Source organism: Trinickia sp. HAY1-2D, assembly GCF_056754935.1.
In genome coordinates, this window is sequence record NZ_JBPGWX010000001.1 from 1,429,661 (window position 1) to 1,443,104 (window position 13,444).

The 13,444-nt window shown below is 64.8% G+C and carries 14 protein-coding genes; 5 read left to right on the forward strand and 9 right to left on the reverse strand.

Annotation, left to right across the window (positions count from 1 at the left end; genetic code table 11):
• Positions 1-31: 31 nt before the first annotated feature.
• Positions 32-718, forward strand: a complete 687-nt coding sequence (gene folE, locus ACR9ZC_RS06245) for a GTP cyclohydrolase I FolE (protein ID WP_481579562.1) — start codon at positions 32-34, stop codon at positions 716-718.
• 47 nt (positions 719-765) lie between these two features.
• Here the strand turns inward: folE and ACR9ZC_RS06250 are convergent, their stop codons facing one another.
• The 4 genes from ACR9ZC_RS06250 to ACR9ZC_RS06265 all read right to left on the reverse strand — a co-directional run bounded on the left by ACR9ZC_RS06250 (position 766) and on the right by ACR9ZC_RS06265 (position 5,552).
• Complete coding sequence (locus ACR9ZC_RS06250) at positions 766-2,412, reverse strand: tannase/feruloyl esterase family alpha/beta hydrolase (RefSeq protein ID WP_481579563.1); 1,647 nt, start codon at positions 2,410-2,412, stop codon at positions 766-768.
• Between the two features lie 139 nt (positions 2,413-2,551).
• Positions 2,552-2,875, reverse strand: a complete 324-nt coding sequence (locus ACR9ZC_RS06255; RefSeq protein ID WP_481579564.1) for an AtuA-related protein — start codon at positions 2,873-2,875, stop codon at positions 2,552-2,554.
• Between the two features lies 1 nt (position 2,876).
• The gene (locus tag ACR9ZC_RS06260; RefSeq protein WP_481579565.1) at positions 2,877-4,235 is read right to left on the reverse strand and encodes an acyclic terpene utilization AtuA family protein; all 1,359 of its coding nucleotides are present in this window, start codon (positions 4,233-4,235) and stop codon (positions 2,877-2,879) included.
• A 12-nt stretch (positions 4,236-4,247) separates the two neighbouring features.
• Positions 4,248-5,552: a CitMHS family transporter gene (locus tag ACR9ZC_RS06265; RefSeq protein ID WP_481579566.1), complete on the reverse strand. Its 1,305-nt coding sequence runs from the start codon at positions 5,550-5,552 to the stop codon at positions 4,248-4,250.
• A 99-nt stretch (positions 5,553-5,651) separates the two neighbouring features.
• On the opposite strand from ACR9ZC_RS06265, the gene ACR9ZC_RS06270 reads away from it, so the two are divergent.
• Positions 5,652-6,542, forward strand: a complete 891-nt coding sequence (locus ACR9ZC_RS06270; protein ID WP_481579567.1) for a LysR family transcriptional regulator — start codon at positions 5,652-5,654, stop codon at positions 6,540-6,542.
• Between the two features lie 103 nt (positions 6,543-6,645).
• Entirely contained in the window at positions 6,646-6,849 is a 204-nt protein-coding gene (locus ACR9ZC_RS06275; protein ID WP_331571084.1) for a CsbD family protein, read from the forward strand.
• Positions 6,850-6,985: 136 nt separating this feature from the next.
• On the opposite strand, the gene ACR9ZC_RS06280 is transcribed toward ACR9ZC_RS06275, so the two are convergent.
• The 4 genes from ACR9ZC_RS06280 to ACR9ZC_RS06295 all read right to left on the reverse strand — a co-directional run bounded on the left by ACR9ZC_RS06280 (position 6,986) and on the right by ACR9ZC_RS06295 (position 10,154).
• A complete protein-coding gene (locus ACR9ZC_RS06280) occupies positions 6,986-7,927 on the reverse strand; it encodes a DMT family transporter (RefSeq protein WP_481579568.1) in 942 nt (313 codons plus the stop codon).
• A 102-nt stretch (positions 7,928-8,029) separates the two neighbouring features.
• Positions 8,030-8,842: an AraC family transcriptional regulator gene (locus ACR9ZC_RS06285; protein ID WP_481579569.1), complete on the reverse strand. Its 813-nt coding sequence runs from the start codon at positions 8,840-8,842 to the stop codon at positions 8,030-8,032.
• A gap of 26 nt (positions 8,843-8,868) precedes the next feature.
• Positions 8,869-9,813 carry a serine O-acetyltransferase EpsC gene (epsC, locus tag ACR9ZC_RS06290; protein ID WP_481579570.1) on the reverse strand — a complete coding sequence of 315 codons (945 nt, stop codon included), beginning with the start codon at positions 9,811-9,813 and terminating at the stop codon, positions 8,869-8,871.
• A gap of 107 nt (positions 9,814-9,920) precedes the next feature.
• Positions 9,921-10,154: a hypothetical protein gene (locus ACR9ZC_RS06295; RefSeq protein WP_331572978.1), complete on the reverse strand. Its 234-nt coding sequence runs from the start codon at positions 10,152-10,154 to the stop codon at positions 9,921-9,923.
• 431 nt (positions 10,155-10,585) lie between these two features.
• Here ACR9ZC_RS06295 and ACR9ZC_RS06300 point away from each other — a divergent pair, with 431 nt between their 5' ends.
• Together ACR9ZC_RS06300 and ACR9ZC_RS06305 are read left to right on the forward strand one after the other, a co-directional pair.
• Entirely contained in the window at positions 10,586-11,050 is a 465-nt protein-coding gene (locus ACR9ZC_RS06300; protein WP_481579571.1) for a hypothetical protein, read from the forward strand.
• A gap of 29 nt (positions 11,051-11,079) precedes the next feature.
• Positions 11,080-11,682, forward strand: a complete 603-nt coding sequence (locus ACR9ZC_RS06305) for a short chain dehydrogenase (protein ID WP_481579572.1) — start codon at positions 11,080-11,082, stop codon at positions 11,680-11,682.
• A gap of 78 nt (positions 11,683-11,760) precedes the next feature.
• On the opposite strand, the gene ACR9ZC_RS06310 is transcribed toward ACR9ZC_RS06305, so the two are convergent.
• Positions 11,761-13,341, reverse strand: coding sequence for an aldehyde dehydrogenase (NADP(+)) (locus ACR9ZC_RS06310; RefSeq protein WP_481579573.1), 1,581 nt, complete (start codon positions 13,339-13,341; stop codon positions 11,761-11,763).
• Positions 13,342-13,444: the final 103 nt, after the last annotated feature.

Sequence of the window (13,444 nt, forward strand, 5' to 3'; positions counted from 1 at the left end):
ACGACCAACCGGGAAAGGGGAGGAGTCAGTCATGAGCAGCACTAAATCGCGAGCCGGCAAGAAGAGCGCGTCGGGAAGCCGGTCGAAGGCGAGCGCTGCCGTCGATCTCGTCGAGCACGCTATCGCGCGTCCGACGCGCGAACAAGCCGAGGAAGCGGTGCGCGTGTTGCTGCGCTGGGCCGGAGACGATCCCGATCGCGAAGGACTGCGCGACACACCGGGACGCGTCACGCGCTCCTATGAGGAGTTCTTTGCCGGTTATCGCCTCGATCCGCGCGAAATACTCGCCCGAACGTTTTCGGAGGTCGACGGCTACGACGAGATGGTCGTACTCAAGGACATCCGCTTCGAAAGCTATTGCGAGCATCACATGGTGCCCATCGTCGGCCGCGCGCATGTCGCCTATCTGCCGAAACACCGCGTCGTCGGCATCTCGAAGCTCGCGAGGCTCGTCGATGCCTTCGCCAAACGGCTCCAGATTCAGGAAAAAATGACGGTCCAAATCGCCGACACGCTCAACGAGATTCTCCAGCCGCGCGGTGTCGGTGTCATCCTCGAAGCCGCGCATCAGTGCATCACCACGCGCGGCGTGCACAAGCCCGGCGTGGCAATGGTGACTTCGCGCATGCTGGGCTCGTTCAGGACCGATCCGTCGACACGCCGCGAGTTTCTCGCCATCGTCGGCAATCCGGGGGCGCTCGCGTTGCCCAACGTCTAACGCCCGGTGCCCGGTTTCGCCGAATTGCCGCACGCTGGGCCGCGCGTTCAGTGGCTCGTCAATCGAGGACCGGGAACACAGGCGAAGCTGCTCGCGAAGCGTCGATCGCCATGCCCCTTGTAGCGCGGCACATCCGGGTAGACGCACACAGGCCGTTCGAACTGGACGCCCGACGCCGGGTCGTCGTTGACATACTTCGTCGAAACGAACGACTCGGGCGCCCGCCCTTGCTCGACCCACGCCTGCAGCGCGCTGACGACGTCCCGCTCCGGGTCGAGGTGGACAGGCGGTAAGTTGCCGCCGACCGTATTGGGTCCCGGGCCGCCGCCGCAGTGGCTCATTCCCGGCGCCATGACGAGCCGATAAAACGACTGCGCCGCTCGGACGCCGCCGGCTTCATTCGCCACTTCCTCGAAATATTCGATCGGCAACGTCTGGGCGTTCAACGCGTCCGCCCAGCCCTGCGTCATGATCAGCTTGCCGCCGCGCCGACGAAAGCGCGAGAGATCGGGACTCATCGCATCGATGTTCGGCGACAAGACCGCATCGACACGATCGGCGTCGGCGGCAAAATCGAACGTCGTCCAGTCCCAGTCGGGATTGTCGAAGACGGTATTGGCCAACAACGGTTGCGCATAGTTCGGTACGAGCGCGCCTTGAATCAACGCCCACTGGCTTTCGCTGCCGCGCGCGAACCCGGGATAGAGCGCGCGGCCCGTGCGCGGGTCCAGCACCGGGGAATACAGCCGCTGTGCTTGCTGCACCTGCGCGGCACTCAGGCAGTGTGCGGGGTCCTCGCCCGCCTTGCACTGCAGGCGGGCCGGGTCGAAGTGGCACGTGAGCGGATTCGCAAGAAACCCGTCGCTGGCCGCATCGGTGCCTCCGCAGTGCTGCAGCACCGCCTGATTGAGCGTGGCCAGCGCGCTCGGCGTCAGTCGCGCCGCCGGCTGCTTCGCGGGCAGCAACGCGCCCCAGAGAAAGCTCTCCATGAGGTGGCTGTAATGCATGCCCGGCGAGCCGGCATGCACGCCGTCGTAGTCCTCGGGAAAGAACTCCGCCTCCTCCATCGCTTCGGCGCCGCCCGTCGAGCACCCGCTGTAGTAAGAGCGTGCGGGGGCCTGCCCGTAATACGCGCGAGTGATCGCCTTCGCCGCAACGGTCATCCAGTGAATCGACGTGTGTCCCCAATCCCGAAGCTGGACCGGATTCTGTGCCCATGACAACGGCTGACCGATCGCGCCCTGGGCACCGCCCCGGTGCCCCGTATCGGTGTTCGCGGCGACGAAGCCACGTGCCACCGCCGGCACGAGCGCGCTATAAACGATTGCGCCGCCGAAGCCGCCCGAGCCCACGCCCAGCAACCGGCCGTTCCAGCCACCGAGCGGCAGCCACACTTCGATGCCGATCTGCTCGGCGCTTTGCGTGCTGACCGTCGCGACCACGCGGCACACGGCCGTCGTCGTTTGGACGGGCGCGCCGCCCGGATCGTTGAATGTCGTGCCCGCCGGCACGGCCTCAGCCGATGAAACGCGTGTGTTCTCGATCGTCGCGCGCTCGAGCGCGCTGCATGCGCGCGTTTGTCCATCGTATCCGGCGGCTTGCGCCGCGCGCGCCGCACCGGCCTCGAGCATCGCCGCCGCGCATAGCGCGACGGCAAACAGCCAACGCGCGGCGATCGAGCGCCTCACAGTCATGCGGCGGTTCCCGCATCGATTCGGGCCGCTCCCATATTCGCCGCCATATCGGGTCGAAAGATCGCAATCCATCATCACACCTCCTCACAGGTAAGTCGTGCCGTCTCCTCGTGCGATTCGTTCGTCGCGGCAGCCCGAGTCAAGCGGGCGGCTCGATGTCGATGTCGATGTCCATATCGAGCAAGGCGGCGCTGATCGATTTCCCGTGCGCATCGAGCGCGAGGGAACGCGTCACGCCGCCACCGAGCGCGTGCTCGAGCACGAAGTTGAGCGCGCCTATTCGGGGCAACTCGTAGCGCCGCACCGGGCCGCGCACGATGCTCTGCAAATGCGCCTTCACACGCTCGGCGCTCAAATGGCGCACGAGATGCGGATAATCCCGCGCGTCGAAGCAAATGACCGATACGTTGAGCGTGTCGCCCTTATCGCCGGTTCGCCCATGCGCCAACTCGCGTAGTTTCATTTCAGGTTTCGAATATCTGGACCGATGGCGCGACCGTCTCGCGCGGCAGCAGCACCGATTGAACGGCAATGACCTCTCGCACGGACTTCGTGACGCCGCCTCCGGCGGCCGGGCCATTGGTATAGAGCGTTTCGACCTCGTTGCCGACCCGCGAAGCTTCATCGAACGAATCACAGCGTGCCACGACGCGCACGCGCACTTCGTATGGCTGCGTCTCGTGCGCAGCCGCCGTTTGTCCATAAAGCGAATCGACGCCGATGAGATCGCAGCGCAGCTCGCGTACCGCCACCCCTGTCATCGCCAATCGCTCGCGCACCACATCGAGCGCAAGACGCGCGCGTGCCAGTGCGCCCGGGCCCCCGTACGAGATCTGCCCTTCGCCGACAAAGCCGTCGAAGTACGCGACCGATGCCTTCAATGTGCCGGTGCGCGGCGTACCGCGCCCCCCGCTCACGGCGACACGGTCGGCACCGAGCCGCGTCACGCTGACCTGCGTGAAGTCGGCGACGACGTCGGGTTGAAGGTAGCGTTGCGGATCGTGGATCTCGTAGAGCAGTTGTTCCTTGCAGGTCGCCTCGGTCACGCATCCGCCCGCATGCGGCACCTTCGTCACGACGACGGTGCCGTCCTCGCGGACTTCGCCGATCGGAAAGCCGAGGCGCGCGAGGTTCGGGACCTCCTTGAGGCCCGGGTCCGCGAAATACCCGCCGGTGATCTGCCCAGCGCATTCGAGCAGATGGCCGACGACGGTACCCTGGCCCAGCCGCTCCCAATCGTCCATCGACCAACCGAACGCGTGGATCAGCGGCGCAAGAAACAGCGCGGGATCGGCGACGCGCCCGGTCAGCACGACGTCGGCGCCCGCGCGCAACGCATCGACGATCGGTTGCGCGCCGAGATAGGCATTCGCCGCGACGATTTTGTCCTTGAAAGCCGCCACCCGTTCGCCCGATTCCTCGAAGCGGTAGTGCCCGGCCAGTACCGCGTCGAGCACGTCGTCGCCCGTGACGGCCGCGATCTTCAACCGGTCGATACCGAGTTCCCGCGCGAGCTCCAGCGTCTTGCGCGCGGCAGCGACAGGATTGGCCGCACCCATGTTCGTCACGATACGCACGGCGCGTTTCGCTGCGAGCGGCAGTACCGCACACCAACGCGCCTCGAGCAGCGGGTCGTAGCCGAGTGACGCATCGCGGCGGCGCGCTTGCTGGGCCAGCGCGATCGTTCGCTCGGCCAGGCATTCGAAGACGAGATAGTCGAGCGAACCGTGCTCGACGAGTTCCACCGCCGGTTCGATGCGGTCGCCGGAGTACCCGGCGCCCGCACCGATTCGTATCGTGCGAGAAGGCGTGACTGTCGACATGACTTGCGGGGATCAAAGAGGAAAGATGCCGAAGACGACGCACGCGAGCGTCATCACGGCCGATGCGCCGAACAACAGCGGAAAGCTGAAGCGCTGGTGTTCCGCCAGATCGATACCGGTCAGGCCGATCACGAGGAACGTTGCCGGCGTCAACGGGCTGATGGGAAAGCCGGTCGTCATCTGGCCGAGTATCGCGGCCTGGCCGATCTTGACCGCCGGCACGCCGAGTTGCGCCGAGACCTCCGCAATCACGGGCAGCACACCGAAGTAGAACGAGTCCGGATCGAACAGCAGGCTGAGCGGCATCGAGACGAAGCCGAGAATGACCGGGATGTGCCCCGCCATCGAGGCCGGGACGAAACCGACCGCCGCCTGCGCCATCGCCTTGAGCATGCCGCTGCCCTGCATGATGCCGGTGAACACGCCCGCTGCCAGCAGGATGGCGGCCATCATCAGCGCCGCGCGCGCATGCGCGTCGATGCGCTTGCGCTGCATTTCCACGTTCGGGTAGTTGACGAGCAACGCGATGCACAACCCGATCATGAACATGAGGACGGGCGGAATTTTTTCGCCCATGGCGACCATCGTGCCCAGCACCGCCACCGTCAGCAGTATGTTGAACCAGAAATTGCGTGGGCGACGCAGGGCCTTTTCCTCATCGGTCAGATCGTGGCGCGCAAGCAGTACGTCGGTGGCCGCCAGGTTCGCGCCGAGCCGCCGCTCCTCGCGCTTGCCGAGCAGCCACGCCGTGCCGAAAACGAACACGAGACCGACGATCTGCACCGGGATCAGCGGGTTGAAAATCGCCGACACCGGCAGATGGAGGGATGCCGAGGCGCGGATCATCGGCCCGGTCCACGGCAGGAAGTTCACGCCGGCCGCGAGCGACACCGCCGCAGCCAACACGCGCCGATCCATGTTCAGCCGGTCGTAGAGCGGCAGCATGGCGGGTATCGCGATCAAAAAACAAACGGCACCCGAGCCGTCCAGATGAATGAGCAGTGCCAGCAACGCCGTTCCGACGACGATGCGGGTCGGGCGCGTGCCGACCGTGCGAAGAATGCGGTCGATGATCGGATCGAGCGTGCCCGCGTCAGTGATCGTGCCGAAGTAAAGAATGGCGAAGACGAACATGCCGACGACAGGTGCGAGCCCTTTTATGCCGGCGATGACGAAATGCGAGGTTTGCAGGCCGAATCCCCCGATCAATGAGGCGGCGACAGGCACTGCGATCAGCGCGACGAGCGCGGACATGCGTCGCGACAGGATCGCGACGAGCAATACGACGATGGCGGCAACGCCAAGTAAGGCCAGCACGGGTTTGTCTCCAATCTTGTCTTTTAATGGGCTAGAGCGTAGTGTCGGTACATCGATAAAACAATTGAAATGATTTGATTGCAGCAATCAACAAATGAAATGGATCTGAATCTGCGGGAGATACGTGCGTTCGTAGCCGTGGCACAGACGGGCAGCTTCACGCGCGCGGCGGCCAGGCTCAATTTGTCGCAGCCGGCATTGACGGTACAGATTCGTCGCCTCGAGGAAACGCTGGGCGCACGGCTTTTCGATCGAAACTCCCGGACGGTGACGTTGACGTCGGTGGGACGGGAGCTGTTGCCGGTTTTGCATAAGTCGCTGGCGGACATGCAGCGCGTACTCGACGATGCGCGTGCGTTGGGCGACGGCTCTCGCGGTGCGGTTCGTATCGCGTGCCTGCCATCGTTTGCCGCAGGGCGGCTGCCGGCTCTGATTCGGGACTTTCGGACCGATGCGCCGCATGTCACGTTCGAAATTCGCGATGTCGTGGCGAGCATGGTCAATCAGCTCGTGAAGGCCGGCGAATTCGATCTTGGGGTGACAGGCGGTGAAATCGTGGATCCGGAGCTCGAAATCCTGCACCGTGCGGAAGACCGACTCATGGTGGTCTGCCCGCGCGGGCATCCGCTTGCGAAAAAACGACGTGTTGGCGCTTCCGATCTTGCCGGTTACTCGCTGGTATTGACGGCTCCGGGGACCAGTGTGCGCGCCATCGTCGATGCCGCGTTCGACGAAGCCGAATGTACGCCTGACATTGCGTGCGAGCCGACCTACATGATGACCGCCGTGGCGATGGTTCGGGCGGGGCTCGGCATTACGATTCTGCCCGGCTCGGCGCCGGAGATTCGCGCCGAGCGCGAGCTGGTGGGCAGGCCCATCGACGATCGTCGATTCGTCCGACCCATCGCATTGATCAAGAAGCGGGCGAGAACGTTGCCGCCCGTGGCGTTGTCGTTCGCTGACGCGCTCAAGGCGGCGCTGCGAGGGTAGTGTCGGTCGTAGCGGCGCATACTGCGTGGCACATTCCCTGCTGGAATCAAACGCGAGCCTTTCAATGGCTCCTATTTGAATCCTTTACGAAAGGGAGGGCGCGATGAACAACGATATCGCTGCAGGGAAATGGAAACAGATGGTCGGGAAGGCGAAGGCTGCGTGGGGCGAGTTGACGGATGACGAGCTGACGCAGGCCGACGGGAATGCCGAACGGCTGGCGGGGTTGATCCAAGAGCGATATGGCAAGACGCGCGACGAAGCGGAATTGGAAGTTCGCCGCTTCTTCGATGCGAATCGGGATTAGGGATTAGCGATCACGACGGGCTGTAGCCGTCATGGTGGCCCCACGCGGCGCGCTTTGCGCGCTCGCGTGGGTCACCGATCGTCGCCATGCCTTCCCACGATGCCGGGAGGGGGCGGTCGCTATACGCTGCAACCGCCTAGACAGCGTGCTGCGCCTCGGAAATCCGGACGCGTCGCCCGCCATCGCGCGCGATGAGCGCTACCGCGCACAGCACACACCCCATGCCCCACCACTGGGCCGCGCCGATCGACTCGTGCAGTACAACAGCGGCAAGGCCGGCCGCCGACACGGGCACGAGAGCCGTCAACGCGCTCGCTTGCGCGCCTTCGATGCGCTGGACGCCCGCGAACCACAGCATGAAGCCAGCGACCGTCGGCACGAGCGCGTAATACGCCACACCGGCAAGTGCCACGGTATCGACAGGGCCCGCCGAATGCGGTTCGAGCAGCGCAGGAACGATCGATAGCGCGAGGCCGCCACCCGACATCAGCGTCGACAATTGCAGCGGCGACACCGGCGTGCGCAAGCGCTTATTGAGCAGGATGAAGAAGCCCTCGCAGAACACGGCCGCAACGACGAAAAGATCGCCGACCAACGAAGCGACCGCGCCTCTCGGGGCGAGCGATCCCGCCACGGCCGCCGTACCCGGTGCACCGATCGTGCAAACGAACACCCCCATCGTTGCAAGCGCAACGGCCGCGAACGTCATCGGCCCAGGCCGTTCCCGCAACGCGAACACGGCCACGAGTGCTGCGACCACCGGCATCGCCCCGGCGATGACACCCGCATCCGTCGCGGACGTCAGTCGCATTCCGCTCAGCAGAAGAACGGTATAGCCCACACTGCCCGAGGCAGCCTGGACGGCAAGCAGCGCCCTCTCCCGTGCGTCGAGCCGCGGCCACCGCTCGCCGGTCAAGCGCATCGCCACGACGAATATCGGAAAAGCGATCGCAAAACGCAGCGCCGTTGCCGTGAAAGGCGGCAGGCCGTGCGCGATCAACTTGCTGACGACTACCGTGCTGCCGACGCCGATCATCGCCAGCGTACAAAAGAGGTATCCCATCCAACGCGAAGCCATCTGCGCCACTCCGTTCTTCCAATGAATGGAACGCAGATTAGATACTCACGGGGGCGCAGGTCTTGAACGAAATTGCAGCGGGTTGGGCGATGGCCGATTAGCCTAGCCAATAGCTGCGGCAAAATTCGCCGGCGTGATCCCATAGAGGCGAACGAACGCGCGAGTCATATGGCTCTGATCGGCAAACCCCGCACCCGCTGCGGCGTCGGCTAGCGCGCAGCCCGTCGCGATCAATCGACGCGCGAGCGCGACACGCCGCTGAATCAGATAGGCATGCGGGGGCAGCCCCGTCTCGCGGGCAAACTCGCGCAACAATTGAAAGCGGCTCAATCCCGCATCGGCCGCCAGCGTGGCGAGCGTCACCGTATTGGCCGGATCGTCGTCAATGCGCATGCGCGCACGCGCCACCTCACGGGCAGCCGCATGTCCGCGCACGCCGGATCGGGCAGGCACGCATACGGTCGTATGCCGCGAAATGACATCCGCAAGCAAAGCGAACATCGCCTCCTCGCCCGCGAGCCGTCCGATGCTCGCGTCACCCGTGAGCGCGCCGCAATACGCGCGTTCGAATAGCGCGGCAAAACGCGCATCGCGTAGGACGGGGCGCTCGATTTCCAACGACGAGCCTGCGCGCACTTCCAGATCGCGGGCCACGTCATCCATGAGGGCGGGGGAAACATAGAGCATGTGCCAGACACGCCCCTGCTCATCGAGCGGGCTGCCGTCATGAACCTCGCCGGGATTGACCGTGATCGCATCACCGGCACGCGCCTCTACCGGCCCGCGCCCGCTCGACGAACGCTGTCCGCCGCGCACTACGAGACCGATACCGAAGCGCTCATGCGAATGACGCGCAAACGTTTGCGTCGTGTCCGCCGACGTGGCTTCGACTCCATCGATCGAGGAGCGATGCATCAAAACGCGTCCGCCCCTTTTCGTTTTCATTTACGTCCACGCTTGCCCGTTTCGGGCTCATCGTTGCGGCCGCCTTCGCGCACATTGCCCTGCGAAATGCTGGCGCCGGGCGCCACGCTATGCGTGAGCCAGACATTTCCGCCAATGACAGCGCCGCGGCCGATCGTCACACGCCCCAGGATCGTTGCGCCTGCATAGATCACGACATCGTCCTCGACGATCGGATGCCGCGCGTGGCCTTTCACGAGCGCGCCGTCGCTACCGGACGGAAAACTCTTCGCACCTAGCGTCACAGCCTGATAAAGCCGCACGCGCTCCCCGATCACAGCGGTTTGTCCAATCACGACGCCCGTGCCGTGATCGATGAAAAAGCTCGCGCCGATCTGCGCGCCGGGGTGAATATCGATGCCGGTCGCCGAGTGCGCGATCTCGTTGATGAAACGCGCAAGCAGCGGCACACCGAGCCGATGCAGCGCGTGCGCGAGCCGATGATGCATGACGGCCAGCACGCCCGGGTAGCAAAGCAGGATTTCCGTAATATGCTGCGCGGCGGGGTCCCCCGCGAACGCGGCTTGAATATCGCTGACGAGCAGCGCGCGAATGCGCGGCAACTCCGTGCCAAGCACACGCGTGATCTCGAACGCGCGCTCGACCAGCTCCAACTCCGAAGTCTGCGCATGCTCGGGCAAGAATCGCAGCGCCCGCCGTACCTGCTCGCATAGCAAACGCAACGTGGTTTCCAGCGTATGGCCGACGTAGTAGTCGACCGTTTCGTCAGTGAGGTCGGGCGCGCCGTAATGCGTGGGGAACATCGCCGCGCGCAGACCGTTGACGATGCCGACGATCGCCTCGCGCGAAGGCAGTTCGCGAATGCCGCGAGGATGACGCGTGCGATGCAGCTCTTCGCGCGAAGCACGAAGCTCGGCGACGATCTGCTCGAGTCCCCAATGACGGGAGGACGGAGTGGACATGATATGAAGGAACGCCGCTTGCGATGCGGCCGGGTAGTGACACTTCCGCAGAGATTACCGCGTTTTGCGAGAACGCCGCCAGCGGCGGGGTCACCCGCGATGCCCCGTCAAACGGTCAAGCTGCTGGCATCGATCCATCGCACGGCCCAATCGCGCGCATGTGCGATCGCCGCGGCTTCGTCGCAAAAGCGCAGTTCGGCCGGAAAAAAACGATTGGCCACGAGCTCCCCGTCGCTCGACCGTGAAATCACGACATATGGCTGGTATGCGCCATCCCCGGTCCGCGCGGGAGCGCAGTTCAGCAAATATCCGCGATGCGTGAATGCAGCGTCAGAATGCATGACTCGCCTGCCTCCGATACCCTTTTTATGTACTGCTACATACTGCTCGGCCGCCGGGCGCGTAGGTCTACAGCGCGGCGGCGAAGCAAGCGGGCAACCACGTTTTCGCCTGGCCGCCCGCTCGCAGGATAGGAATCATACTCCCTCGAAAACGCCTCTTCTATCGGAAATAAATCGGTCCAGTGCGGTCGGCGACAGCGACATGCGGCGACAGCATCCAGGCGACTGCGCGAGCCGAGCCCCGGAACGAGCCTTGCTCTCGATCGCCGGCGCCAAGACTGACCTCCCTACATGCCGCCATGCTCACGCCTTGCTTGAAGTTCGGCGCCGCTAAGCTACGATGGACAAAACACACACGCTGGCGCGAGCGCATCCGGCACCGGCGCGCTTGCCGCGCAGCACCGCTCACGCCGTCCTCCAGCGAGCAGACCATGATTGCGAGCCACCCCTTTCCCGGCAGGCCGCCGCGGCGCGCACCGCGCGCACTGCGCGCCAATCGGCATCCGCTCGATTCGGCCTCGGTCGGGCGCTTGAAGGCGGCGCTCGCTTGCCTTGTGCTTGGCTACGCGCTCGCGTGGATCGAGGTTCTGCTCGAGTTCCTCGTGCTTCCCGCCCCGGAGAATGCCGCGGGCGGCGTACCGCCGCTGCTCGCCGCCGTGCTGGCGCGCGTGCTGCTCGGTGCGCTTTATCTATTCGTTGCACTCCGTCATCGCTGGGCTCGCTGGCTCACCGTAACGCTTGGGTTTTTCTCGGCAATTTTTGTTACGCCGATGTTGCCAGGGGAGTGGCAGATTTTGCCAGTCGCATCGCTCGTTACCGGTCTGGGCGTGCTATGTCGGCTCGCAGCTGCGATACTGCTCGCGCTGCCGATGCGCGAACGCTGCAACGTGGCGTGATTCGGCCGTATCTTTCCAAGGAGATCGACATGAAGATCGTTGTGATCGGCGCGTCCGGCACCATTGGCCGGGCTGTCTGTGCGGAACTGAAACAACGTCACGAGATCGTCGAAGTCGGTGCGACGCGCGGCGACCACCACGTGGACGCAACCGATCTGCACAGCGTCGAACGGCTCTTTCATGACATCGGCCGCGTCGACGCCGTCGTGACGACGATGGGAGAAGTGCATTTCGGCCCGCTCGCCGAAATGACGGCCGATCAGTTCTGGATCGGTCTGCGCAACAAACTGATGGGACAAGTCAACGTCGTATTGGCGGCTCAGCATCACGTCAACGACGGCGGCTCGTTCACGTTGACGAGCGGCATTCTCTCCGACGAACCGATCCGGGGCGGCGTCAACGCCACCACCGCGAATCTCGCGCTCGAGGGTTTCGTGCGCGGCGCGGCAATCGAGTTGCCGCGCGGCATCCGGATCAATATCGTCAGCCCGACCCTGCTCGACGAATCGGTGGAGGCATACGGAGCGTACTTCAGAGGCTTCGAAACCGTCAGCGCGAAGCGCGTGGCGATTGCCTACAGCCGCAGTGTCGAAGGCGCTCAGACCGGGCGCGTTTATCGCGTCGGTGGCTGAGCCGATCGCCGTTCACACCGGCTCACGCAGGCAGCCGGCCCCGTGATCGGGCCGGCTGCCTGCTATGCACATCGCAGGTCAACGACGCTCGAACGTGCCGTCCCGCAGGCGCCAGAGCCCGAGCGGATTCTCATCGTGTACTGCTTGCGGCAACAATGCGGGCGGCAGATCCTGATAGCAAACCGGACGCAGGAAACGATCGATCGCAAGCGTGCCGACAGAAGTCGAACGTGGATCCGATGTCGCCGGGAACGGGCCACCGTGGACCATCGCGTGTGAGACCTCCACACCTGTCGGATAGCCGTTCGCGAGAATGCGGCCGGCCTTGCGTTCGAGAACCGGCAGCAGTTTGCGCGCAAGCTCGTGGTCGTCGCGCTCGAGGTGCAACGTGGCCGTCAGTTGGCCTTCGAGATGTTCCGCGAGTTCGACCATTTCGTCGATGTCACGACAAGTCACGATCAGCGACGTCGGACCGAAGATTTCATCTTCGAGCGGCGGTTGTTGCAGGAACTGCGATTGCGTCGTCGCGAACAGCGCCGGCAGTGCCGAATTCGGCGCATCGCTGGCCGCGCCGACAGCAACGCGCTTCACGCCTTCGACCCCACTGCGGCGCGTCACGCCGTCGCGATACGCCGAGGCGATTCCGGCCGTCAGCATCGTCTGTGCACCCTTCTTTTCGAGCGCTTTCACGGCCGCGTCGATGAACGCTTGCGTATTCGGCCCTTCGAGTACGACGACGAGACCGGGGTTCGTACAGAACTGACCGACGCCGAGCGTCAGCGATTCGACGAAACCGTTCGCCGTTTCCGCTGCACGCGACGCGAGCACGCCTGGCATTACGAACGTCGGATTGATACTGCTCATTTCGGCGTAGACCGGAATCGGCTCGCGGCGCTGCGCCGCGATCTTCATCAGTGCGATACCGCCGCCGCGCGAACCGGTGAAGCCAACGGCCTTGATGGCGGGGTGCGCGACAAGCGCTTCGCCGACCGCATTACCCGCACCGATCACGAGCGAGAAGACGCCGGCCGGCAAGCCGCACTCCTTGACCGCCTGCGCGATGGCACGGCCAACGAGTTCGGAAGTGCCCAGATGCGCCGGGTGCGCCTTGACGACGACGGGACAACCGGCGGCGAAAGCCGACGCGGTGTCGCCACCCGCCACCGAGAACGCCAGCGGGAAGTTGCTCGCACCGAAGACGGCCACCGGTCCCACTGGAATCTTCTGCAACCGCAAGTCGGAGCGCGGCAGCGGCTTGCGCTCGGGTTGTGCCGAGTCGAGCGTGGCGCCCAACCAGCGGCCATCGCGCACGAGCGCGGCGAACAGTTTCAACTGGCCGACAGTGCGACCGCGTTCGCCTTCGAGCCGCGCCTTCGGCAAGGCGGATTCGATATGCGCGCGCTCGATCAGCGCATCGCCCAACGCGATGATCTGCTCGGCGATCGCCTCCAGGAACCGGGCGCGCTGCTCGAGCGGGGCCTGGCGAAACGGGTCGAATGCCTCACGCGCGAGCCGGCAGGCACGATCGACGTCGTTCGCATCGCCCGCGCCGAACGCCGGCTCGATTTCCGCGTTGCGCGCGGGGTCGAACGCGCGCAGCGTGCCAGCCGTGCCGCGCACTGCCTCTGCGCCGATCAGCATGTGTCCGGTGATCTCCATCGTCAATCTCTCCTCAACTCAGGGATGCCGGGGCCGACTTGCCCCGGTCAGGGTCGCCACGACGCGCATACGCGACGTCGAAACCCACGATCTTCGCACGTTT